This is a genomic window from Mycobacterium sp. IS-2888, from assembly GCF_001954215.1.
In the GTDB taxonomy this organism is placed as follows: domain Bacteria; phylum Actinomycetota; class Actinomycetes; order Mycobacteriales; family Mycobacteriaceae; genus Mycobacterium.
On record NZ_MBET01000010.1, the window covers coordinates 56,540 to 76,910 of the forward strand.

Consider the following 20,371-nt stretch of genomic DNA (forward strand, 5'->3'; position numbering starts at 1 on the left):
ACGATAGGGGGCCGCTACTCTTGTACGCATGCCAGAGCGCCCGCCGGTTGCCCTTACGATTCTGAAGCTTGCGGGGTGTTGCTTACTGGCCAGCGTCGTCGCGACGGCGCTGATGTTCCCCCTCGCGGGCGGGGTGGGCCTGATGTCGAACCGGGCGTCCGAAGTCGTCGCCAACGGCTCGGCACAGCTCGTCGAGGGACAGGTACCCGCGGTGTCGACGATGGTCGACGCGAAGGGCAACGTGATCGCCTGGCTGTACTCGCAGCGCCGGTTCGAGGTGCCCACCGACAAGATCGCCAACACGATGAAGCTGGCGATCGTCTCGATCGAGGACAAGCGGTTCGCCGAGCACGCCGGCGTGGACTGGAAGGGCACGCTGACCGGACTGGCCGGCTATGCGCGCGGCGACGTCGACACTCGCGGCGGCTCGACCATCGAGCAGCAGTACATCAAGAACTACCAACTGCTGGTGACCGCCCAGACCGACGCCGAAAAGCGCGCCGCGGTCGAGACCACCCCGGCGCGCAAGCTGCGCGAGATCCGGATGGCGCTCACGCTGGACAAGACGTTCACCAAGCCTGAGATCCTGACCCGCTACCTCAATCTCGTCTCGTTCGGTAACAACTCCTTCGGCGTGCAGGACGCGGCGCAGACCTACTTCGGCATCAACGCGTCGGACCTGAACTGGCAACAGGCGGCGCTGCTGGCGGGCATGGTGCAGTCCACCAGCACGCTGAACCCGTACACGAACCCGGACGGCGCGCTGGCCCGGCGGAACCTGGTGCTGGACACCATGATCGAGAACATTCCGCAGGAGGCCGACGCCCTGCGGGCCGCCAAGGCGCAGCCGCTGGGGATCTTGCCGCAACCCAACGAGCTGCCGCGAGGCTGCATCGCGGCCGGTGACCGCGCGTTCTTCTGCGACTACGTGCAGGAGTATCTGTCTCGCGCCGGGATCAGCAAGGAACAAGTCGCCAGGGGCGGCTACCTGATCCGCACGACGCTCAACCCGGACGTGCAGATCCCGGTCAAGGCGGCCATCGACAAGTTCGCCAGCCCTACGCTGCCGGGCATCTCGAGCGTGATGAGCGTGATCCAGCCGGGCAAGACCTCCCACCACGTGATGGCGATGGCCAGCAACCGCACCTACGGCCTGAACCTCGACGCCGGTGAAACGATGCGGCCACAGCCGTTCTCGCTGGTCGGAGACGGCGCGGGGTCGGTGTTCAAGATCTTCACCACGGCCGCGGCGCTGGACATGGGGATGGGCATCAACGCCACACTCGAGGTGCCGGGCCGCTTCCAGGCCAAGGGCATGGGCAGCGGTGGGGCCAAGGGTTGCCCCAAGGACACCTGGTGTGTGGTCAACGCCGGCAACTACAAGGGCTCGATGAACGTGACCGAGGCGCTGGCCACCTCGCCCAACACCGCGTTCGCCAAGCTGATCCAGCAGGTCGGGGTGACGCGGACGGTGGACATGGCGATCAAGCTGGGCCTGCGGTCCTACGCCGACCCGGGCACCGCCCGCGACTACAACCCCGACAGCAACGAGAGCCTGGCCGACTTCGTCAAGCGGCAGAACATCGGTTCGTTCACGCTCGGCCCGATCGAGTTGAATGCGCTGGAGCTGTCGAACGTCGCGGCCACGCTGGCGTCCGGGGGCGTGTGGTGCCCGCCGAATCCGATCGACAAGCTGATCGACCGCAACGGCAACGAGGTCGCCGTCACGACCGAGACCTGCGATCAGGTGGTGCCCGAGGGCTTGGCCAACACCATGGCCAACGCGATGAGCAAGGACGCGGTCGGCAGCGGCACGGCGGCCGGTTCGGCCGGCGCGGCCGGCTGGAACCTGCCGGTGTCCGCCAAGACCGGCACCACCGAGGCACACCGATCCTCCGCTTTCGTGGGCTTCACCAGCCACTACGCGGCCGCGAACTACATCTACGACGACTCGACCACGCCCACGGACCTGTGCTCCGCCCCGCTGCGCCACTGCGGCGAGGGCGACCTGTACGGCGGTAACGAGCCGGCCCGCACCTGGTTCACCGCGATGAAACCGATCGCCGACAGCTTCGGCGAGGTGAAACTGCCGCCCACCGATCCCCGCTATGTCGACGGGTCACCGGGATCGCGGGTGCCCAGCGTTGCCGGCCTGGACATCGACGCGGCGCGCCAGCGCATCAAGGAGGCGGGTTTCCAGGTCGCCGACCAGAATAACTTCGTCAACAGCACCGCCAAGCAGGGCGAGGTGGTCGGAACGACGCCAAGCGGCGCAACGATTCCGGGGTCGATCATCACCATCCAAGTCAGCAACGGCATCCCGCCGGCTCCGCCGCCGCCGCCGGAAGGCGGGCCGCCGCCGGTCGGATCGCAGGTGGTGGAGATTCCGGGCCTGCCGCCGATCACGATCCCGTTGCTGGCGCCGCCGCCGCCGGCGGCGCCCGGACAGCCGCCTCCGTAGGCGTTGCGGCGCAGCAGATACGGTGTCAGCGCGCCAGCGGCAGTAGGCTGCCTGCATGGCTGATGTTCTGCGCGCCCTGATACGCACCGGCGCCGTTGCGGTCGGCTCCACCGTCGCCGGCATCGGTTACGCCTCGATCGTCGAGCGCAACGCGTTCGTCCTGCGCGAGATAACCATGCCCGTGTTGACGCCGGGTTCCACGCCGCTGCGGGTGCTGCATATCAGCGATATCCACATGCTTCCCCACCAACGCCGCAAACAGGCTTGGCTGCGCGAGCTGGCCAGCTGGGAGCCCGACCTGGTCGTCAACACCGGCGACAACCTCGCGCACCCCAAGGCCGTACCCGCGGTCGTGCAGACCCTGGGCGATCTGCTCTCCCGCCCGGGCGTCTTCGTGTTCGGCAGCAACGACTACTTCGGGCCGCGGCTGAAAAACCCGGCGAACTACGTGACCAAGCCGTCGCACCGCGTCCGGGGTGAACCGCTGCCCTGGCAGGATCTGCGCGCGGCGTTCACCGAGCGCGGCTGGCTGGACCTCACCCACACCCGTCGTGAGTTCGAGGTGGCCGGCCTGCACGTCGCCGCCGCGGGCGTGGACGACCCGCACATCGACCGGGACCGCTACGACACGATCGCCGGGCCCGCCAGCCCGGCGGCGAATCTGCGGCTGGGACTTACTCATTCGCCCGAGCCGCGCGTGCTGGATCGCTTCGCCGCCGACGGCTACCAGTTGGTGATGGCCGGGCACACCCACGGCGGGCAGCTGTGTTTGCCGTTCTACGGCGCCCTGGTGACCAATTGCGGCCTGGATCGGTCCCGCGCCAAGGGGCCGTCGCGCTGGGGCGCCAATATGCTGTTGCATGTCTCGGCCGGCATCGGCACGTCGCCGTATGCGCCGGTGCGGTTCTGCTGTCGGCCCGAAGCGACGCTGCTGACGTTGATCGCCACCCCGATGGGTGGCCGCGACGCGAGCAGCAACTTCGGCCGTACGCAGCCGGCAGTTTCGGTGCGTTGAGCGATCGGGCCCGGATCGCGGTCCGCAGCCTGCCGCGCGCCTGGACCGACAACGCGATTCGGCTCATCGAGGCGGACGCCCGCCGCAGCGCCGATACCCACCTGTTGCGCTACCCGCTGCCGTCGGCCTGGTGCGCGAATGTCGATGTCGCCCTGTATCTCAAGGACGAGACCACCCATATCACCGGCAGCCTCAAGCATCGGCTGGCGCGCTCGTTGTTCCTCTACGCGCTGTGCAACGGATGGATTTCGGAGGGCACCACCGTCGTCGAGGCGTCGTCGGGCTCGACGGCGGTGTCGGAGGCCTACTTCGCGGCGCTGCTGGGCCTGCCGTTCGTCGCCGTGATGCCGGCCGCCACCAGCTCCGCCAAGGTCGCGCTGATCGAATCACAAGGCGGCCGTTGCCATTTCGTGCAGAACTCCAGCGAGGTGTACGCCGAGGCGCAGCGCGTCGCCGACGAGACGGGCGGGCATTACCTGGACCAGTTCACCAACGCGGAGCGCGCTACCGACTGGCGTGGCAACAACAACATCGCCGAGTCGATCTATGAGCAAATGCTCGACGAGAACCACCCGGTCCCGGAGTGGATCGTGGTGGGCGCGGGCACCGGCGGCACCAGCGCGACGATCGGCCGCTACATCCGCTACCGCCGCCATGCCACCCGGTTGTGCGTTGTCGACCCGGAGAACTCCGCGTTCTTTCCGGCCTACGCCGAGGCCCGATACGACATCGTGATGCCCACGTCGTCGCGCATCGAGGGCATCGGGAGGCCGCGCGTGGAGCCGTCGTTTCTGCCCGGCGTGGTCGACCGCATGGTCGCCGTGCCGGACGCCGCGTCGATCGCCGCCGCCCGCCACGTGAGCGCCGTGCTGGGACGACGGGTGGGGCCGTCGACGGGCACCAACCTGTGGGGCGCCTTCGGCGTGCTCGCCGAGATGGTCGCCGGGGGCCGCAGCGGCTCGGTGGTCACGCTGCTCGCCGACAGCGGCGATCGTTATGCCGACACCTATTTCAGCGACGAGTGGGTCCGTGCGCAGGGACTCGATCCGACCGGGCCCGCGGCCGCGCTGGTCGAGTTCGAGCGGTCCTGCCGTTGGGCCTAGCCTCCAGCCTGGCGTTTCGTCAGGCGACGGGCGCGTGCGATAGGCTGTCGTGGCTTCAAGCGGGGTGTGGCGCAGCTTGGTAGCGCGCTTCGTTCGGGACGAAGAGGCCGTGGGTTCAAATCCCGCCACCCCGACCAACAGGTCGTCGACGAAACAAGTTGGCCACGCTGTGGTGCAGGCCCCGGACCGCATACCAGGCCGCTCCCAGCGAAACCACAATGAGAACAACGAACATCGGCAGCCAGTTGCTCTTGTGGTGATCGACGCTCCACCAGACGACGGTGAACAGAATCGCGCAGACGAACAGCAGGACGTCGCGCAAGCCGCCGCGATAGGCGGCCGCCGCTCCGCGCAGCGCTCGGTATCGGTTGACGGCGGCGATCAGGTCATCGATGCGGCTGTCGATGCAGGCTTGGAGTTCTGCTCGACGCTCGGTCTGTTCGGGCGGTAGCTCCTTCAGCAGTTCCATATCCTGCTTGATCGCGCGACGGACATCCGGACCCTTCAGATATCCAGCCGTCGCACCGAGCGCCATTCCACCGGCGATGGGCGCTATCCCCAGGGCAAGATCGGCCACTGCAGGCATGCTTCATCTCCTTCGTCCCCCGACAAAAGCAGCTTGCACCTGCGAGATCAAGTGCTAGCGTCCGGCACACCGGCACAAAATTTGGAGTGGCGATGGCGGAATACGAGTGGAGCAAGCCTGCGGCGGTGGCCATCCCGAAGGACGGCTACTTCGAGCTCGAGCGGGGCCGATACGGGCCGATTTATCCTCGAACGCCGGCGTGTTACGGCTTTTCGATCATCGCGAAGGTCAAGGAGGGACGGGAAGAGGCGGTCCGTGCGTATGGCAAGCAGATCGAAGAAGCCATCAAGACAAGTCCCGATGTGCTCGCTCCCCTGCGGCTGCATTATCTGCGCTGGGTGCTCTTCGATGTGGGGTCGGGGCTGCACTTCCAGTACCAGGGCATCTTCGACACGGACTTCGACAAGTACACCGAGGATGCGGTGCAGCTGTTCAGTCAGACCGGAATCACGACGGTGTTCACGAACTTGGAGGGCTTCCCCGAAGACTGGAAGGAGAACCCTGAGGCGTTCATCCGGTTCGTCCGAGAGCACCAGTTCCCGAGCTTTTTGGAGTACGGCGAATATCCCTACGTCACCGCCGACGAGATCAAGAAGGCGCTGCGGCTGAAGGCCGCGTTCCAAACCATGCTGGACCAAATGCAGTAGCAGATGCTCGAGCTCGACGACATACAGCACATCCTGCTGACGCGTACCCCGGCGATGACCGGGCGCTATGAGTTCATGTCGTTTGACGAACCCGCCGCCGGCCGGGCGTGGCTTTCTGAACTGGTCGATGTGGTCCAGTCCGCCGCATCGGTGCGAGAAACGATCGACGATACCTCGCGTTGGGTCACCCTGGGTTTCACCTGGAACGGGCTGCGGGCGCTGGGCGTGGCCGAGGATTCGCTCGCGAGCTTTCCGGAGGAGTTCCGCCAAGGGATGGCCGCCAGGGCGGACATTCTCGGTGACGCCGGGCGCAACCACCCCGACAACTGGATCGGCGGATTGGCCGGCGATGAGCTGCACGCGATTGCCATCCTGTTCGCGCGAGACGACAGTGAGCACGACCGCGCCACCAAAGCTCACGACGACTTGGTGCGCCGGTGCGAAGGCGTGCGGCGATTGTCGTATCTGGATTTGAACGCAACCCCACCGTTCAACTACGCACACGATCATTTCGGTTTTCGAGATCGGCTGTCGCAGCCCGTGATCGAAGGATCGGGTGAGGAACCCACGCCCGGCTCCGGTGCACCGCTGAAGGCGGGGGAGTTTGTCCTCGGTTATCCCGATGAGCTCGGCCCCGTAGCCAATTTGCCGCGGCCAGAAGTGCTCTCGCGTAACGGCACCTACGCGGCGTATCGACGGCTGCAAGAGCATGTCGGGCTGTTCCGCAGCTACATCCGCTCGAACGCCCGTACGCCCGACGAAGAGGAGTTATTGGCCGCGAAGTTCATGGGCCGCTGGCGTAGCGGCGCTCCTTTGGTCCTGGCGCCTGAACGGGACGATCCCGAGCTGGGTGCGGATGCCATGCGCAACAACGACTTCAACTACAAGGAGATGGATCCGCACGGATATGCGTGTCCCGTGGGCGCTCACGCGAGACGACTCAACCCGCGTGATACCGCCCACAACATGAACCGGCGACGAATGATTCGCCGGGGGGCCACTTACGGGCCGGCGCTCCCGGACGACGCTCCCGACGACGGGGCCGATCGCGGCATCGCCGCCTTCATCATCTGCGCCAGTTTGATCCGGCAGTTCGAATTCGCCCAGAACGTCTGGATCAACGACCGCACGTTCCACGAGCTCGGCAACGAACACGATCCGATCTGCGGAACACAAGACGGCACAATGGAATTCAAGATACCCAAGCGACCGATCCGCCGCGTGCTCAAGGGTCTGCCGGCGTTCACAACCCTGTCCGGCGGGGCTTACTTCTTTCTTCCGGGCATCAAAGCGATGCGTTATCTCGCGAATCTCGACTGAGCACCAAGGACGATCATGAGCACACTGCCCGCCGCACGCACGTATAACCAAACTCACCTGCCGCGCCCGCACGTTGGCGGACGGCGCATCAGCATCTATTGGACTTGGAGCTATCCATGGGAGTCCCAACGCAACCTGGAAGCATTGGACAACCGCTTCTCCACGATGACCGAGGTCCGCAGGGCAGCATGGCCGCAGTATGAGACGCCGGGCTGGGACGATGCCAACTTCCTGCAAGGCATCGCCGGTACCTTGGAGCTGTTTCACCGGTCCACGATTGCCTTCCAGGAGTTGGCCGGTGAAGCGACCGGCCATCCGGTCGCGGTGTTCCAACGCGTCGACCAAGCGGGCTACAAGCTAGTGATCGACGAACGGATCTTGGCCGACACCGACACGCTGATGGTCTTCGGGCTCGACCACTTGGCGTGCGAAGAAGTGGCAGCGGCCGAAGAAGTCGCCGCCATCCGGGAGTGGCTGAAAAGAGAGGGAACATGCCTGCTGCTGGCGCCCCACCACGACGTCGGATTCACCGATGACATGGCCCAGCGGCAGACCGAGTACCTGCACCACGGCGATCCCTTGGTGCCACGACAACAGCGGTTCACCGCCTACACCCGTTCACTCATGACGGCACTCGACATTCCCGTTCACAACACATGGGGCCTTCGCCCCGCGGTCACGGAAGGAACCAACGAGATCGCACCGCTCACCGGCATTCGCGATCTCGACGCCCCACGCCTGCTCGCCAATGTGACGACCTTCAACTTTCACCCGCATCTGCCCCATTACGAGCTGACCGCTCCGGAAAGCGATTCCCTCCGCGTGCTCGGTAGGCAACGGGTCGACCCGACGCGACCTCATCCATTCACCGAGGCCGGCAACACCGAGTTCAATGCGCTGATTTGGATGCCGCCGTCCGGTGAGCGGGCCGGCGACGTCGTTCTCGTCGACTCAACGAACTTCACGACACTCTTCGGCGGCACGGACAGCCTAAAAAGCTTTTGGCACAATCTCGCAACGATGAAGTGAATGCGCGCACGCCTAGGTCAATGGTGCACCTGCCCAGATCTGCAATTGCTCCCGCCCGACGAGGCGGCAGCGATGGGTGGTCGCCAGCTGGCGAGCCGCTTTTGTGAACGCTTGATTCGTCACTACGACCGCGTGAGCGCAGCCGTGCTGCCGCGCCCCGGCAACGACTTGCTGCACGGCCGCGACGCCGACGTCGCGTGCCAGCCTCTTGCATTGGACCGCCATGCGGGTGCCGCCTTTCCTGGCGATCAGGTCCACCCCGTAGTCGCCGGTGCTGGCGGTGTGCGTGACACCCCAACCCCTCGTACGCAGTTGTGCCGCAACGAATTCCTCGAACTCGACACCCGACATCTGGTCGACGGCCGCCATTTCCGACGCCGCGCGTTTGACGTCACGCCTGCGCTGCAATCCGACTCGGAAGCGGTCCCGCTGAGCCGAAAGCCACAGCAGGACAAGCACCGTCACGACGAGGCCGCCGAGACCCGCCAGGAATCCGCCCGGCACGCTGCCGGTGCCCTTCGAAGTGAAATACCAAGGGAGAGCGAACCCGAACACGAGGAGCGACCCGAGCATCTTCTCCATGAGGAGAAGCTAGCCGACGGCTACGACAATTCGGCGCAGGCGAGACGCGTCCCGCTGCTACGCGCACCGCTTGGGGTCGGCCTCGCAGAGCGGTGTCACACCGCGAAAGCGATATCGGTGTGCCGCCACCCAGCGGTAGACGACCTCCTGCAGCGCGCCGATACCCGGGATTCGGTAGATCCACAACGGCAGTCGGGTGCCGAGCGCCGCGGAAAGGGCCGCGTTCATCGCGTGGGCGCCGGCGAACACCGCGCCGGACGAGTCCAGCCACCACGCCGACGCCGTCAACCGGTCATCGGGCACCCCCACCCGCGCGGCCACTTCCGGGGACTGCCACGGCTCGATGCGCAGCCGGCCCGTCCGGTCCAGCCGGGCGATTCGGTTGACGGCAAGGGTGCACATCCCACACCGGCCGTCGAACGCCAAAGTGCCGTCCATATCCCGATTTTATTGCAGCGATCGCCGGGGCGGGGCTACGCGCAGTCGGTGCAGACCGGCAGCCCGGAACTCGAGGTGCGCATCCGGCTGCGGTGCTGCACCAGAAAACAGCTCGAGCAGGTGAACTCGTCGGCGCGCTGCGGAATTACCGTCACCGAGAGTTCTTCACCGGACAGGTCCGCACCGGGCAGCTCGAAGAACGGCATGTCGTTGGGGTCGTCGTCCACGATGGCCGTGGACGACGGGGACAGCGTGGTTGTCAGTTCGCGCAGGCCCGAGCGATCCGGGGCCTCGACGTCGGACACGCGACGAGCGTCGTAATCGCTTGCGGTCGCCATGGGTGCTCCTTTCGGAGGAGGACCGGGTTGGCGCACTTGTCTGTACTCACCCGTGGCTCAGGCGATACCCCGTTAGGGGGCCGTTCACACCTGTCAGCTGCTGGGCGGGGGGGCGTCGGCGTCCGCGGCCGCCCATTGCCGCACTTCGGACCGCCGGACCCGGCGGTGGGTGTATGCCAGCCAGCCGGCGCCGGCCGCGGCGCACGCGGCCGCCAGGATCACCGCCACACACCCGGCGGCCGCATGACCGGTAGCCAGCGCGAACAGGCCCACAATAAGGGCGACCACCGCGATCGCCACCCCGGCCAAGCCGGGCGCATTGGCGCCGTTCTTCATGGATTCGCCGGCGTGCTGACGGGTGGTACGGGCATGATCAACCGGGTCGTGCCGGGAATCATCCACCATTGCTCCTAGTGAAAAGGCTTGCCTACCAAGCTCGTTTCCTCGAATTCGTAGGTCTACCCGCCGGCCGCGGCGGCGAAACGGCCTCGGCCGTGTCGGTGGCCCCGCGGGTGGGTATGCCGCAGCGATGACACCCGCCCGCGCCCCCGCGGTTCTGTTCGACATAGACGGAACCCTCGTCGACTCCAACTACCTGCACGTCTACGCCTGGCAGCGCGCCTTCGACGCCGAAAACATCACGGTCGCGGCCTGGCACATTCACCGCTGCATCGGCATGGACGGCTCGAAGTTGGTGCGCACGCTGTCCGACGACGCCCCGGCCGACGTGCAGGAGAGGCTCAGCGACGCACACAGCCGCTACTACCGCGAAACGGCGTCCCTACTGCAGCCGTTGCCGGGCGCGCAAGCGTTGCTGCGCCGGGTCGCCGGGCTGGGGCTGCAGGTGGTGCTGGCCAGTTCGGCACCGGAGGACGAGCTCGAATTGCTGCGCAAGGCGCTCGGCTGTGACGACGTCATCGCCCAAACGACGTCGTCGCGCGACGTCGACACCGCCAAGCCCGAGCCGGGCATCGTCAAGGTCGCGCTGGACCGGGCCGGCGTAAACGCCGACCGGGCGGTGTTCGTCGGGGATGCCGTATGGGATGCCCACGCCGCGGCGGGCGCGGGACTGCCGTGCATCGGGATGCTGAGCGGCGGCATCGCCCGCGGCGAGCTCGAGGCCGCCGGGGCCGAACCGATCTTCGCGGGCCCGCTGGATCTCCTCGATCACCTGGAATCCACCCGCATCGCGGCGCTGGCGCCTAGCCGCTGATGGTTACATCCCCCGGGTGCGCAGCACCAACGGCAACACCCACCAGAAAAACGCGAACATGACAAGCGCGCACGCTCCCGCGATGAAGCCCACGTTCCGATTGGCCACCGCGGCGAAAATGATGACGGTCACCCCGGTCAGCGCGGCACCCAACAACACAAGCCCGGCATAGGCGCACCGGTGTGCCGCCGAGACCAGCACCTGCAATCGATGCCGCCGGAACAGCATCCTGTGCATGGCCACCGGGGATATGAGCAATACCGTCGCGCCCACCGAAAATCCCACCGTCGCCAGGTAGACCACCCGCAGGTGCCCGCCGAGGATGTCGAAGCGCTGCTGGAAGGGCAGCGTGAGCAGGAACCCGGTCAGCAGCTGGACCCCGGTCTGCACCACCCGCAGCTCCTGCAGCAGGCTGTTCCAATTGCGGTCGAGCCGTTGGATTTCGGTTTCGCCGCGTTCCTCGCGATCCCAGTGCTGGTCATGCTCCGGATGGTCGACATCCATGGCCGTGATCATCGCACCAGCCGGCGCGTTTGTGGAGCGGCTTCCCGTCGCAGCGCGGCCGCACGCAAGCGGGCGGACAGTGAGCAATAGCCGAAATGCCTTGCGCCAGTGGGGAACTGGCGTCCCGACGCGCCGCGCGCAGGCCAGGGGGCCCGACACGCCCGGGGTGAGATTAGTGGTTGAGCTTGCCGTCCCGTACCGCGGTCAACGCGTCGTCCAGCGTCGGATACAGCGGGAAGGTCTTGTCCAGGCCGGTGAGGTGGATCGGCCGTCTGGTCGCCGGCCCGCGTGCGACCACCCCGAACTCGGTGGACTTACCGAGTTTCTCGTAGGTCGCCGCGAGAATCTTCAGCCCCACCGAGCCGAGGAACTCCACCGCCGAAAGATCGATGACCAGCGCCGATGGACCATCCGCGACGACCGCGGTGATGGCTTGTTCCAGGGCCGGAGCGGTGACCAAATCGATTTCGCCGCTCACACTGACCACGGACACGCCATCGTGGTCCGCAACCAACGTGGTAATCGAATCAGGAGCTGACAATGGCGATCCTTCGTCCTGGGCCTTGAGTGTGGTGCAAGCGTAGCCTGCTTTGCGAACTGCGAGAAAGAAGAAGACCTCGACACCTGCCCCGCGACGGTCCAGGCTAGTCTCCCCATAGAACCTGCGCACCGCGACGCGGCACTTGGGAGGCCAGATGTCAGATTCGCCGTCGGATTTCGCCACCACAGCCACCGCCGCGCAGCCGGGCAGCGTCTCCAGCGAGGGTCTGTTGCCGCAGCTGGTCCAGCATTTGCGGCAGAACCGGACCGTTTTGCGCGAGGAGTGGGCCCGCAGGATCACCGAGGCGCAGTTGCTCACCGCGATGACGCCCGAGGAGCTGTTCTCCGAAGCCACGGCCGTCTACGACAACTACGTCGAGGTGCTCGAGACCGGTAGCGTCGAGGCGCTGCAGGCCTATGCGCGGGACCTCTCGGAACGCATCATCCCGCGAGGCGTGGAGACCGACGAGGTGCTCGGCATCGTGCTGCTGCTGCGTGACGTGCTGGCCCGCTCGCTGTTCGAGAAGTACCAGACCGAGTTCGGGATGCTCAACCGGGTGCTGGACGCCTACGAGCCGGCGGCCAACCGCATCGCCAACACCGTGGGCGTCAGCTTCGTACAGGAGCGCGAACGCATCATTCGCCAGCAGCAGGAGGCGATCCGCGAGCTGTCGACGCCGGTGCTGCAGGTGCGCGAGCAGCTGCTGATTCTGCCGATCATCGGTGTGCTGGATTCGCAGCGCGCCCGCCAGGTCACCGAACAGCTGCTGCGGGCCATCCGCGCCAACCGCGCGAAGGTCGTGGTCATCGACATCACCGGTGTGCCCACCATCGACTCCACGGTGGCGAACCACCTGGTGCAGACGGTCGACGCGTCGGGGCTGATGGGCGCGAGCGTGATCATCACCGGCCTGTCCTCCGAGATCGCCCTGACGCTGGTGACCATCGGGCTGGACCTGTCGAAGATGAACGCCGTCGGTGACCTGCAGGGCGGTATCGAAGAAGCCGAACGCCTGCTCGGTTACGAAGTCACCCGCACCGGCGAGACCACCGGGTAACCACCATTAGCACGAGCACCCCATGCCAGTCCCCATCCTGAAACAGGGCGCGATCCTCATCGCAACGGTGCAGTCCGCACTCACCGACTCCGAGACCGAACGGCTGCGCTACGACCTCATGGAGCGGGTCAGCCGGTTCCGCGCCCAGGGCATCATCGTCGACGTCACCGCGATCGACGTGATGGATTCGTTCGCCGCGCGGTCGCTGCGGACCATCGCGCACATGACGCGGCTGCGCGGCGCGGACACCGTGATCGTCGGCCTGCAGCCCGAAGTGGCCTTCGCCATGGTGCAACTGGGGCTGGCGTTCGACGACATGAACACCGCCCTGGACCTCGAAGAGGGCCTTGCCCTGCTGAATCGAAAATCGACGATCGGGCGCGACGGTGGAGGGTGACATCGTCGTCGACATCCACAACCCCGACGACATCGTCGCAGCCCGCAAAGCCGGCCATGATCTAGCCCTCTACCTCGGATTCACGCTGACCGACGTCACCATGATCGCAACCGCGATCTCCGAAATCGCCCGCAACATCACCAGCTACGCGGGTCGCGGCGCGGTCCGGGTCGGGGTAGCGGACCGGGAGGGCCGCAAGGCCCTGGTGGTACGCGCCGAGGACGACGGCCCCGGCATCGCCGACATCGAGCGCGCGCTGGAAGACGGGTACTCCACCGGCCGCGGGCTGGGCATGGGGCTCCCCGGGGCCCGCCGCCTGATGGACCGATTGGTCGTGGAATCCGCACGCGGCCGCGGAACGGTCATCGAGATGTGGAAATGGGTACCGGGCCATGCATAAAAACGGCCGGCTGGGACCGATCGAGTGGGCGAGGGCGGGTCGCCCACTGCCCGGCGAGGAAACCTCCGGCGACCGGGGCCTCGCGGTCGACATCGACGGCGACGCCGCCCTCTTCGGTGTGATGGACGGTCTCGGCCACGGTCCGGCCGCCGCGGCCGCCGCCCTGCGTGCGATCGATGCGCTCGAAGCCGCCCGTGGCGAACGGCTCGAGGTTTTGATCCAGCTCTGCCACCGGGTGCTGGGCGGCACCAGAGGCGCCGCTATGACCCTGGCGCGGGTGGATTTCGCGGCCAGCACGCTGACGTGGACCGGGGTCGGCAACGTCACCGCCAACCTGCTCGCCAAGGACGCGGCCGGCATCCACGTTCGATCCAGCGCGCGCCTGGCCGCGGGCATCGTCGGCTATCGCATCCCCGAAATCAAACCGGCACAGGTCATTTCGATCCGCCCCGGCGACCTCATCGTCCTCGCCACCGACGGCATCAACGAGGAGCACCTGGACCACCTCGACTTCGCGGCCCCGGCCGTGGCCATCGCCGAGGAGATCCTGACCAAGTACGCCAAGGAATCCGACGACGCCATGGTGCTCGCCGCGCGCCACCGCGGAGTGTCGACGTGACCGGCGGCGAGGACTTCCACGCGCAATACGTCGCCGCGTTGCGGGCCTACCTCGACAGCCGCGACGACGACAGCCTGGCCGTCGCCCACGAACTCGGGCGGCGGGCGCTGCAGGAACAGATCAGCACGCTCGACATCGTCGAGCACCACGTCGAACTGGTGCTCGAACTCTCCAAGGACATCCGGGTGGACGCTCCGGTCGCGCTGGAGTTCCTGCTGCAAACGCTGGCGCCGCTCGACGTCGCGACGCGGGGATTCATCGACGGAACCAAGCGCTACGCGGAGCAACGCGCCCGCGCCGAAGATCTCGCCGATCGCGACAAATTCCGTACCGCCCTGGTGAATTCGTTGCAGGAGGGGTTCTTCGTCGCCGATCACGAGGGCACCGTGATCGAAATGAACAACGCCCTCATCGAAATCCTCGGCTATCCCGCGGAGGGTTTGCCGTATCGCTGGCCGCATCCGTGGCTGGTGGACAAGAAGACCGCGCGGCAACAGATCGCCAGAGTCGCCATCGAGGGCGGCGCCGAGTACGACACACCGATTCGGCACCGCGACGGCCGTCTCGCCTGGGTGACGGTGAGCATCAACGCGGTCCGCGAGACCGACACCCACCGGGAAGCCTTCGTGGGGACGATTCGGGACATCACCGCCGAACGGGCGTTCGCGGCCCGCGAAAGCGCGGTGCTGCGCCTGGCGACCGCGGTGGCCGTGGCGAAAAGCGTCGACGAGCTGCTGTCGATCACCCTCGACGAGTGCCGGACGTCGATCGACGTGCAACGCGTGGTCGCCGTCTCCTGGCAGAACGGCGACGGAGAACCGGCCGTCCAGGTGGCCGGCGAGCCCGCCGACTTGAGCTGGCGCGACCTTGATCCGTGGTTGCGCACCACATTTCAGGATGCGCGTCACCAGCTGCCGCTGACGGCCAAAACCGTCGATCGGCCCGACAGCCCCGGCAAGGCGCAGGGATTGGTCGCGGTGCTCTCCGGTGCGGGAGACCTCGCGTTGTGGTTGGAGTTTCGTACGCCCCGCTGGGTCAGTGCCGAGGATCGGCTGCTGGTCACGGTGCTCATCGGGCATCTGAGCCTGGCCGTGCAGCATGTCCGGCAGTTCGAGAGCGCCCGCGAGACGTCGCTGACGCTGCAGCGCGCGATGTTGCCGCCGCTGGAGCCGCCGCCGGGCTTTGCCGTCTGCTACGAACCGGCCGTCCCGCCGTTGGAGATCGGGGGCGATTGGTACGACGTGCTGCCGATCGGCGCCCACCGCATCGGCATCGTCGTCGGCGACTGCGTGGGCCGGGGCCTGCCGGCGGCCGCGATCATGGGTCAGCTCCGCAGCTCGGCCCGCGCCCTGCTGATCAACGGCGCCGAACCGGCGCTGCTACTCGAGCAGCTCGACTCGGCGGCGTCTCTCATTCCGAATGCCTACTGCACCACCGTGTTCCTGGCGATCCTGGACACCGAATCCGGGGTGCTGCAGTACAGCAATGCGGGGCACATGCCCGCACTGCTCGCCGGGCCAGCGCCCGCCACGACGAGCGTCCTGACGGACGCGTCGTCGGTGCCCCTCGCGGTACGGCGGGACGAACCCCGCCCCCAAACCTCGTTGGTGCTCCCGCCGGGCTCGACGCTGATGCTGTTCACGGACGGTCTGGTGGAACGGAAGCACGAGTCGATCGACCTTGGAATCGCCCGCGCCGCAGACGTTTTGACGGAAGCACTGCAGCTTCCGTTGGACGGCGTCGCGGATGCGGTGCTGCGTGAGCTGGCTCCCGCGTCGGGGTACGACGACGACGTCGCGATGGTGATATACCGTCACCAGCCCAAGCGCTTTCGCATCGAAAGTGATGCTGCCGCAGACAATTTGGTCAACATTAGGCACCGGCTTGCGGTGTGGCTGCAGTCTGTCGGGGTGGCTAATGGGTTGGCCGCCGACATCGTGCTGGTCGTCAACGAGGCGTGTACCAATTGCGTCGAGCACGCGTATCGCGGACACCCCGTCGGGTTCATGCTGGTCGAGGCCGACGCCACGGAGGGCGACATCCGGGTCCGGGTTGTCGATGCGGGTTCCTGGAAGACACCGGCCGCCAACCCGGGCAACAGCGGGCGGGGCCTGGTGCTCATGCGGGCGCTGAGCGACACCATGGAAATCGACAGTTCCCCAACGGGAACGACCGTCGACATCAGCTTCCGATCGTCTGTCGATCAGGTTTGATGGTCGCGCACCGTTTGCGCGCTCCCCGACGGTGGTACCCACAGGCGTGACCCGCGCATCGATCACGGTCGAACCCGCCCTTCCCGCGGCGCACGGGCCATTGTCGATGGCGGTCCGTCGCGCCTTGACGGGGCCGCCGTCGGGCGATCACCTCGTCCGCGTCAGCACCTCCGTGCGGGATTCCGATCCCTACGGCCTGGACCTGCAATTGGCCCTGTGCATGTGCTACGAGCTGCACTACCGGGGTTTCGCGGGCGTGGATCCCGCCTGGGAGTGGAATCCCGCCCTGCTGCATCTGCGCGCCGAACTCGAGCGGGCTTTCTTGGCGGGCGTGCGTCGCGACGTCGGGCCCGTCGATCCCGGCCGCACGTCGGCCGAGGAAATGGACGCGATTTCGATCGAACCCATCGACGGCACCGGACCGTCGTATTACCTGCGCGACACCGCGACCTGGCAGCAGATGCGCGAATACTTCGTGCACCGATCGCTGTACCACCTCAAAGAGGGCGATCCGCACGCCTGGGCGATTCCACGGCTGACGGGCCGCGCCAAGGCGGCGTTCGTGGCGATCGAATTCGACGAGTACGGCGCCGGCCAGGGCCCGCGGCTGCACCAGCAGCTCTTCGCGGACCTGTTGGCGGCCGCCGGGCTGGATTCGACGTATCTGGGCTACCTCGACGCCGTTCCCGCCGAAGCGCTTGCGGCCGTGAACCTGATGTCGCTTTTCGGCTTGCACCGCCGCTTGCGCGGCGCCGCGATCGGGCACTTCGCATCCACCGAGATCACCTCACCGCCGGGCTCCCGACGGATGGTCCAGGCGCTGGAGCGCCTGGACGCACCGCCGGAGTGCATTGCCTTCTACCGCGAGCACGTCGAGGCCGACGCGGTGCACGAACAGGTGGTGCGCCTCGACGTGGTCGGCGATCTCGTCGCTCGCGAACCGAGGCTCGACCGTGACGTGGTCTTCGGAATGCGCGCGCACGCAGTGGTCGAAAATCGCTTGGCGGACAACATCATCGCCGCCTGGAAGCGCGACGAGACATCGCTACGGCGACCCCTCGATTAGCTCCTACGAGCCGGTGCGGCGGCACCGCCGGTGGCTGGTGTCGCACAGCGGGTACTCCTTGCTGCGCGCGCAGGTACAGATCGCGACCATGAATCGGTCGGATTCGACGACGTGACCGTCGGGCATCTCGATGCGCACCGGGCCGGACACCAGCACCGGGCCCTTCGGTACCACCTGCACCCGGGTGCCGGTCACGGTTTGTCCGCCCGGATCACGACCAGTTCCTCTTCCCGGCAGCCGCGTGGCAACCGCCCGGTTTCCTCCAGCCACTCCGCCCGCGCGGACATGACCGGGCCGAACGGAATCCACTGGGACGCAATGACATCCGCGTCGAGTCCGGTGGCCCGCAACGAGTCCAGCGACTGGCGGACACCGGCCAGCGCCGAGTGGACGAGCAACAGAGAACCGCCGCGGCACAACAGGTTTGACGCCGATGCACACAGTGGATCCAGCACCAACCGTCCGTCGGGACCCGCATTCCATGCCCACGCCGGACCCGCGCTCGGTGAGATCGTCTCCGTGTCGTCGGCGGGAGGTGTCGGCACATACGGCGGATTGGACACGACCACCTCGAACGGTTCGCAGCTCAGCGCCCCGATCCAGGAGCCCTCGCGGACGTCGACCTCGACACCCGCGACGGCCGCGTTGCCCCGGGAGCAGCGCACGGCGTGCGGACAGATGTCGAAGGCGGTGACGCTGGCGCAACCCATTTCGGCGGCGGCAATCGCGACGAAGCCGCTGCCGGTGCACAGGTCGAGCACGCGCCGCCGCGGAACGAGTCCGCTCAGGTGCATCGCGTCGACGAGCAATTCCGAGTCTTCCTGCGGCGGATAGACGCCGCCATCCGGCTGGGCCGACTCGGTTACAAGCAGCTCCGACCGCAGATCCGGATAGGTGGCCGTCACCGCTGGGTCCGATTCACGCGGATGCCGAGGCTCTGGCGAGCTGTTCGACCACCGTCGAGCAGAACGCGGGCAGGTCGGACGGCGACCGGCTTGATATCAAGTTCCCGTCGACCACGACTTCTTCGTCCACGACATGCGCGCCCGCATTGCGGAGGTCGGTGCGGATGCTTGGATACGAGGTGAGCCTTCGCCCGGCCGCCACCCCGGCCTCCACCAGCGTCCAGGGCCCGTGGCAGATCGCGCCGACCGGCTTTCCCGAGTTGACGAAGTCCCGGACGAACGAGACCGCCGAATCATCCAGCCGCAACTTGTCCGGGTTTACCGTCCCGCCGGGTAGCACCAGGCCGTCGAACTGGTCGACCGAGGCATCCGACACGGTGCGGTCCACCGCGAAGGTGCCCGCGGGTTCGAGATCATGGTTACGCGCTTGAATCTCACCGGATTTCAGCGACAGCAGTTGAACTTCCGCCCCGGCGCCCTGCAGCGCCTCACGCGGCTGCTCGAGTTCGACCTTCTCCACGCCGTCGGCGGCCAGAATGGCGATTCTCTTGCCTTGCAATTCGTTTGACATCATGCCTTTCCTTCTGACGTTGGAGTTCGAATACCCTTGCCAGAGCCCACCAAACTCGCGGTCAGTTCGCGGCGGCCCGCAACGCCCGCAGCAATGGTTCCGCCGCTTCCTTCAGGAAAAGCTCCTGGGTGTCGCCGCCGATCTGAAGCAGCGCCACATCGGTGAACCCGGCCTCCCAGTACGGCCGGACGGCGTCGACGATCGCATCGAGGTCGGGCCCGCAGGGAATGCTCTCGGCGACGTCTTTGGTGCGCACGAATTGGGTCGCGCCGGCGAAACCGGCCGGCGTCGGCAGGTCGGCGTTGACCGCCCAGCCGCCGCCGAACCACCGGAACTGGTCGTGGGCACGTTCGATCGCCGCGTCGCGGTCGGGATCCCAGCTCACCGGTATCTGCCCCACCACCCGACCGCCTTCGGTCCCGTTGGCGGCCTGACGCGCGGCATGCCACGCGCTCACCAGGTCCGCGTCGGGTTGTACGGCGATCAGGTGATCGGCGAGCTTGGCGAATTTCTCGACGCCGTTCGGGCCGCTCGCCGCCACGCCGATCGGGACCGGCACGTCGGGCACGTCCCACAGCCGGGCCGAGTCCACTTGAAAGTAGTCGCCGCGCCAGTTCACCAGGCGGCCGCCGAACAGCTCACGAATGATCTTGATGGCCTCGCGCAGCATGTCCTGCCGGCGCTCGACGGTCGGCCAGCCGGCGCCGACGACATGCTCGTTGAGGTTCTCGCCGCTGCCCAACCCGAGGGTGAACCGCCCGTCGGCGAGAATCTGCACGGTGGCCGCCTGCTGCGCGACGATCGCGGGGTGATACCGCATGGTCGGGCAGGTCACGTAGGTGTACAGATCGACCCGGTCGGTGGCGTTGGCCACCGCGCCCAGCACCGCCCAGGCATTCGGTGCATGTCCCTGAGATGTCAGCCACGGTGAGAAGTGATCACTGCAGACTTCGAAGTCGAATCCGCGGTCTTCGGCTGAAATCGCATAGCGGACAAGGTCTTTGGGGCCGCTCTGCTCGGTCATCAAGGTGTAGCCGAACTTGGTCATAACCGACCTGTACCCCGCGGCGACTAGCGCAAACGGGTCAAACCTGGGTTAGAGGCGCTCCTTGACCGCCGCCGACAGGCGCGCGCCGTCGGCCTTGCCGGCCGCGATCGCGGTGGCGGCCTTCATCACCTGTCCCATCTGCTTCATGCCGGGGCGCTCTCCGATGGCCTCGGCCACCTGCGCGATCGCGGTGTCGACGACGTCGGCCAGCTCGGCCTCGGTGAGCGGTGTCGGCAGGTACTCGTCGATGATCCGCGCTTCGGCGTGCTCGTTGGCGGCGAGCGGCCCGAACGGCGTCGAGAAATTCGCCAAGCGCGC

The 20,371-nt window shown here is 66.9% G+C and carries 25 protein-coding genes and 1 tRNA gene; 14 read left to right on the top strand and 12 right to left on the bottom strand.

Annotated features, from left to right (window positions below):
- Positions 1-28: 28 nt before the first annotated feature.
- The 4 genes from ponA2 (at position 29) to A5745_RS01580 (ending at position 4,716) form a co-directional block, all read left to right on the top strand.
- Complete coding sequence (ponA2, locus tag A5745_RS01565) at positions 29-2,461, top strand: transglycosylase/D,D-transpeptidase PonA2 (protein ID WP_076059775.1); 2,433 nt, start codon at positions 29-31, stop codon at positions 2,459-2,461.
- A 55-nt stretch (positions 2,462-2,516) separates the two neighbouring features.
- Positions 2,517-3,476 (top strand): metallophosphoesterase, encoded by a 960-nt coding sequence (locus tag A5745_RS01570; protein WP_076114859.1) that lies wholly within the window; start codon positions 2,517-2,519, stop codon positions 3,474-3,476.
- The gene (locus A5745_RS01575; RefSeq protein ID WP_076114860.1) at positions 3,473-4,579 is read left to right on the top strand and encodes a PLP-dependent cysteine synthase family protein; all 1,107 of its coding nucleotides are present in this window, start codon (positions 3,473-3,475) and stop codon (positions 4,577-4,579) included. The genes A5745_RS01570 and A5745_RS01575 overlap by 4 nt, the downstream gene beginning before the upstream one ends.
- Before the next feature lie 60 nt (positions 4,580-4,639).
- Positions 4,640-4,716: transfer RNA gene (locus tag A5745_RS01580), tRNA-Pro, on the top strand.
- Here the strand turns inward: A5745_RS01580 and A5745_RS01585 are convergent.
- Positions 4,695-5,165, bottom strand: a complete 471-nt coding sequence (locus tag A5745_RS01585; RefSeq protein WP_076114861.1) for a hypothetical protein — start codon at positions 5,163-5,165, stop codon at positions 4,695-4,697. The two genes, A5745_RS01580 and A5745_RS01585, sit on opposite strands and share 22 nt — an antisense overlap.
- Positions 5,166-5,257: 92 nt before the next feature.
- Between A5745_RS01585 and A5745_RS01590 the strand changes: the two genes are divergently transcribed.
- The 3 genes from A5745_RS01590 to A5745_RS01600 are packed head-to-tail and all read left to right on the top strand — an operon-like array spanning position 5,258 to position 8,161.
- The gene (locus A5745_RS01590) at positions 5,258-5,812 is read left to right on the top strand and encodes a hypothetical protein (RefSeq protein WP_076114876.1); all 555 of its coding nucleotides are present in this window, start codon (positions 5,258-5,260) and stop codon (positions 5,810-5,812) included.
- Positions 5,813-5,815: 3 nt separating this feature from the next.
- Positions 5,816-7,132: a peroxidase gene (locus A5745_RS01595; protein WP_076114862.1), complete on the top strand. Its 1,317-nt coding sequence runs from the start codon at positions 5,816-5,818 to the stop codon at positions 7,130-7,132.
- Between the two features lie 15 nt (positions 7,133-7,147).
- On the top strand, positions 7,148-8,161 hold the full coding sequence (locus A5745_RS01600; RefSeq protein WP_076114863.1) for a hypothetical protein: 1,014 nt from the start codon (positions 7,148-7,150) through the stop codon (positions 8,159-8,161).
- 12 nt (positions 8,162-8,173) lie between these two features.
- On the opposite strand, the gene A5745_RS01605 is transcribed toward A5745_RS01600, so the two are convergent.
- From A5745_RS01605 to A5745_RS01620, 4 genes are all read right to left on the bottom strand, one after another.
- Positions 8,174-8,743 carry a restriction endonuclease gene (locus tag A5745_RS01605; RefSeq protein ID WP_076114864.1) on the bottom strand — a complete coding sequence of 190 codons (570 nt, stop codon included), beginning with the start codon at positions 8,741-8,743 and terminating at the stop codon, positions 8,174-8,176.
- 57 nt (positions 8,744-8,800) lie between these two features.
- Entirely contained in the window at positions 8,801-9,181 is a 381-nt protein-coding gene (locus A5745_RS01610) for a thiol-disulfide oxidoreductase DCC family protein (protein ID WP_076059763.1), read from the bottom strand.
- Between the two features lie 35 nt (positions 9,182-9,216).
- Positions 9,217-9,519 carry a DUF4193 domain-containing protein gene (locus tag A5745_RS01615; protein ID WP_076114865.1) on the bottom strand — a complete coding sequence of 101 codons (303 nt, stop codon included), beginning with the start codon at positions 9,517-9,519 and terminating at the stop codon, positions 9,217-9,219.
- A 93-nt stretch (positions 9,520-9,612) separates the two neighbouring features.
- Positions 9,613-9,855 (bottom strand): hypothetical protein, encoded by a 243-nt coding sequence (locus A5745_RS01620; RefSeq protein ID WP_371336776.1) that lies wholly within the window; start codon positions 9,853-9,855, stop codon positions 9,613-9,615.
- Between the two features lie 193 nt (positions 9,856-10,048).
- Here A5745_RS01620 and A5745_RS01625 point away from each other — a divergent pair, with 193 nt between their 5' ends.
- Positions 10,049-10,732, top strand: coding sequence for an HAD family hydrolase (locus A5745_RS01625; protein WP_076114866.1), 684 nt, complete (start codon positions 10,049-10,051; stop codon positions 10,730-10,732).
- A 3-nt stretch (positions 10,733-10,735) separates the two neighbouring features.
- On the opposite strand, the gene A5745_RS01630 is transcribed toward A5745_RS01625, so the two are convergent.
- Together A5745_RS01630 and A5745_RS01635 are read right to left on the bottom strand one after the other, a co-directional pair.
- Positions 10,736-11,236, bottom strand: coding sequence for a DUF6328 family protein (locus A5745_RS01630; protein WP_076059854.1), 501 nt, complete (start codon positions 11,234-11,236; stop codon positions 10,736-10,738).
- 172 nt (positions 11,237-11,408) lie between these two features.
- Positions 11,409-11,777, bottom strand: coding sequence for an STAS domain-containing protein (locus tag A5745_RS01635; protein ID WP_233148049.1), 369 nt, complete (start codon positions 11,775-11,777; stop codon positions 11,409-11,411).
- 154 nt (positions 11,778-11,931) lie between these two features.
- On the opposite strand from A5745_RS01635, the gene A5745_RS01640 reads away from it, so the two are divergent.
- From A5745_RS01640 to A5745_RS01665, 6 genes are read left to right on the top strand one after another with little or no spacing between them, the layout of a single operon-like run.
- Entirely contained in the window at positions 11,932-12,834 is a 903-nt protein-coding gene (locus A5745_RS01640; protein WP_076059754.1) for an STAS domain-containing protein, read from the top strand.
- Between the two features lie 22 nt (positions 12,835-12,856).
- Positions 12,857-13,231 carry an STAS domain-containing protein gene (locus tag A5745_RS01645; RefSeq protein ID WP_076059753.1) on the top strand — a complete coding sequence of 125 codons (375 nt, stop codon included), beginning with the start codon at positions 12,857-12,859 and terminating at the stop codon, positions 13,229-13,231.
- Entirely contained in the window at positions 13,221-13,631 is a 411-nt protein-coding gene (locus A5745_RS01650; RefSeq protein WP_076059751.1) for an anti-sigma regulatory factor, read from the top strand. Before A5745_RS01645 ends, A5745_RS01650 begins: the two co-directional genes overlap by 11 nt.
- The gene (locus A5745_RS01655; RefSeq protein WP_076059749.1) at positions 13,624-14,250 is read left to right on the top strand and encodes a SpoIIE family protein phosphatase; all 627 of its coding nucleotides are present in this window, start codon (positions 13,624-13,626) and stop codon (positions 14,248-14,250) included. The genes A5745_RS01650 and A5745_RS01655 overlap by 8 nt, the downstream gene beginning before the upstream one ends.
- Positions 14,247-16,463 carry a SpoIIE family protein phosphatase gene (locus A5745_RS01660; protein ID WP_076114867.1) on the top strand — a complete coding sequence of 739 codons (2,217 nt, stop codon included), beginning with the start codon at positions 14,247-14,249 and terminating at the stop codon, positions 16,461-16,463. Before A5745_RS01655 ends, A5745_RS01660 begins: the two co-directional genes overlap by 4 nt.
- A gap of 46 nt (positions 16,464-16,509) precedes the next feature.
- The gene (locus A5745_RS01665; RefSeq protein ID WP_076059746.1) at positions 16,510-17,529 is read left to right on the top strand and encodes an iron-containing redox enzyme family protein; all 1,020 of its coding nucleotides are present in this window, start codon (positions 16,510-16,512) and stop codon (positions 17,527-17,529) included.
- Positions 17,530-17,532: 3 nt separating this feature from the next.
- Here A5745_RS01665 and A5745_RS01670 read toward each other — a convergent pair whose 3' ends face one another.
- The 5 genes from A5745_RS01670 to A5745_RS01690 all read right to left on the bottom strand — a co-directional run.
- Positions 17,533-17,724 carry a CDGSH iron-sulfur domain-containing protein gene (locus A5745_RS01670; protein WP_076059744.1) on the bottom strand — a complete coding sequence of 64 codons (192 nt, stop codon included), beginning with the start codon at positions 17,722-17,724 and terminating at the stop codon, positions 17,533-17,535.
- Positions 17,721-18,434 (bottom strand): HemK2/MTQ2 family protein methyltransferase, encoded by a 714-nt coding sequence (locus A5745_RS01675; RefSeq protein WP_083662643.1) that lies wholly within the window; start codon positions 18,432-18,434, stop codon positions 17,721-17,723. Before A5745_RS01675 ends, A5745_RS01670 begins: the two co-directional genes overlap by 4 nt.
- 13 nt (positions 18,435-18,447) lie before the next feature.
- Positions 18,448-19,005 carry a type 1 glutamine amidotransferase domain-containing protein gene (locus A5745_RS01680; protein ID WP_076059851.1) on the bottom strand — a complete coding sequence of 186 codons (558 nt, stop codon included), beginning with the start codon at positions 19,003-19,005 and terminating at the stop codon, positions 18,448-18,450.
- A 61-nt stretch (positions 19,006-19,066) separates the two neighbouring features.
- Positions 19,067-20,053, bottom strand: coding sequence for an LLM class F420-dependent oxidoreductase (locus A5745_RS01685; protein WP_076114868.1), 987 nt, complete (start codon positions 20,051-20,053; stop codon positions 19,067-19,069).
- A 48-nt stretch (positions 20,054-20,101) separates the two neighbouring features.
- The coding region (locus tag A5745_RS01690; RefSeq protein ID WP_175879746.1) for a GatB/YqeY domain-containing protein at positions 20,102-20,371 on the bottom strand (270 nt) is incomplete at its 5' end.

Excerpts from the sequence above, each read along its gene's own strand:
- A5745_RS01600 (WP_076114863.1), top strand. The coding sequence starts at position 7,148 with ATGAGCACACTGCCCGCCGCACGCACGTATAACCAAACTCACCTGCCG.
- ponA2 (WP_076059775.1), top strand. The coding sequence starts at position 29 with ATGCCAGAGCGCCCGCCGGTTGCCCTTACGATTCTGAAGCTTGCGGGG.
- A5745_RS01610 (WP_076059763.1), bottom strand. The coding sequence starts at position 9,181 with ATGGACGGCACTTTGGCGTTCGACGGCCGGTGTGGGATGTGCACCCTT.
- A5745_RS01615 (WP_076114865.1), bottom strand. The coding sequence starts at position 9,519 with ATGGCGACCGCAAGCGATTACGACGCTCGTCGCGTGTCCGACGTCGAG.
- A5745_RS01620 (WP_371336776.1), bottom strand. The coding sequence starts at position 9,855 with ATGAAGAACGGCGCCAATGCGCCCGGCTTGGCCGGGGTGGCGATCGCG.
- A5745_RS01645 (WP_076059753.1), top strand. The coding sequence starts at position 12,857 with ATGCCAGTCCCCATCCTGAAACAGGGCGCGATCCTCATCGCAACGGTG.
- A5745_RS01655 (WP_076059749.1), top strand. The coding sequence starts at position 13,624 with ATGCATAAAAACGGCCGGCTGGGACCGATCGAGTGGGCGAGGGCGGGT.
- A5745_RS01625 (WP_076114866.1), top strand. The coding sequence starts at position 10,049 with ATGACACCCGCCCGCGCCCCCGCGGTTCTGTTCGACATAGACGGAACC.
- A5745_RS01595 (WP_076114862.1), top strand. The coding sequence starts at position 5,816 with ATGCTCGAGCTCGACGACATACAGCACATCCTGCTGACGCGTACCCCG.
- A5745_RS01590 (WP_076114876.1), top strand. The coding sequence starts at position 5,258 with ATGGCGGAATACGAGTGGAGCAAGCCTGCGGCGGTGGCCATCCCGAAG.
- A5745_RS01570 (WP_076114859.1), top strand. The coding sequence starts at position 2,517 with ATGGCTGATGTTCTGCGCGCCCTGATACGCACCGGCGCCGTTGCGGTC.
- A5745_RS01680 (WP_076059851.1), bottom strand. The coding sequence starts at position 19,005 with ATGTCAAACGAATTGCAAGGCAAGAGAATCGCCATTCTGGCCGCCGAC.
- A5745_RS01640 (WP_076059754.1), top strand. The coding sequence starts at position 11,932 with ATGTCAGATTCGCCGTCGGATTTCGCCACCACAGCCACCGCCGCGCAG.
- A5745_RS01585 (WP_076114861.1), bottom strand. The coding sequence starts at position 5,165 with ATGCCTGCAGTGGCCGATCTTGCCCTGGGGATAGCGCCCATCGCCGGT.
- A5745_RS01630 (WP_076059854.1), bottom strand. The coding sequence starts at position 11,236 with ATGGATGTCGACCATCCGGAGCATGACCAGCACTGGGATCGCGAGGAA.
- A5745_RS01605 (WP_076114864.1), bottom strand. The coding sequence starts at position 8,743 with ATGGAGAAGATGCTCGGGTCGCTCCTCGTGTTCGGGTTCGCTCTCCCT.
- A5745_RS01685 (WP_076114868.1), bottom strand. The coding sequence starts at position 20,053 with ATGACCAAGTTCGGCTACACCTTGATGACCGAGCAGAGCGGCCCCAAA.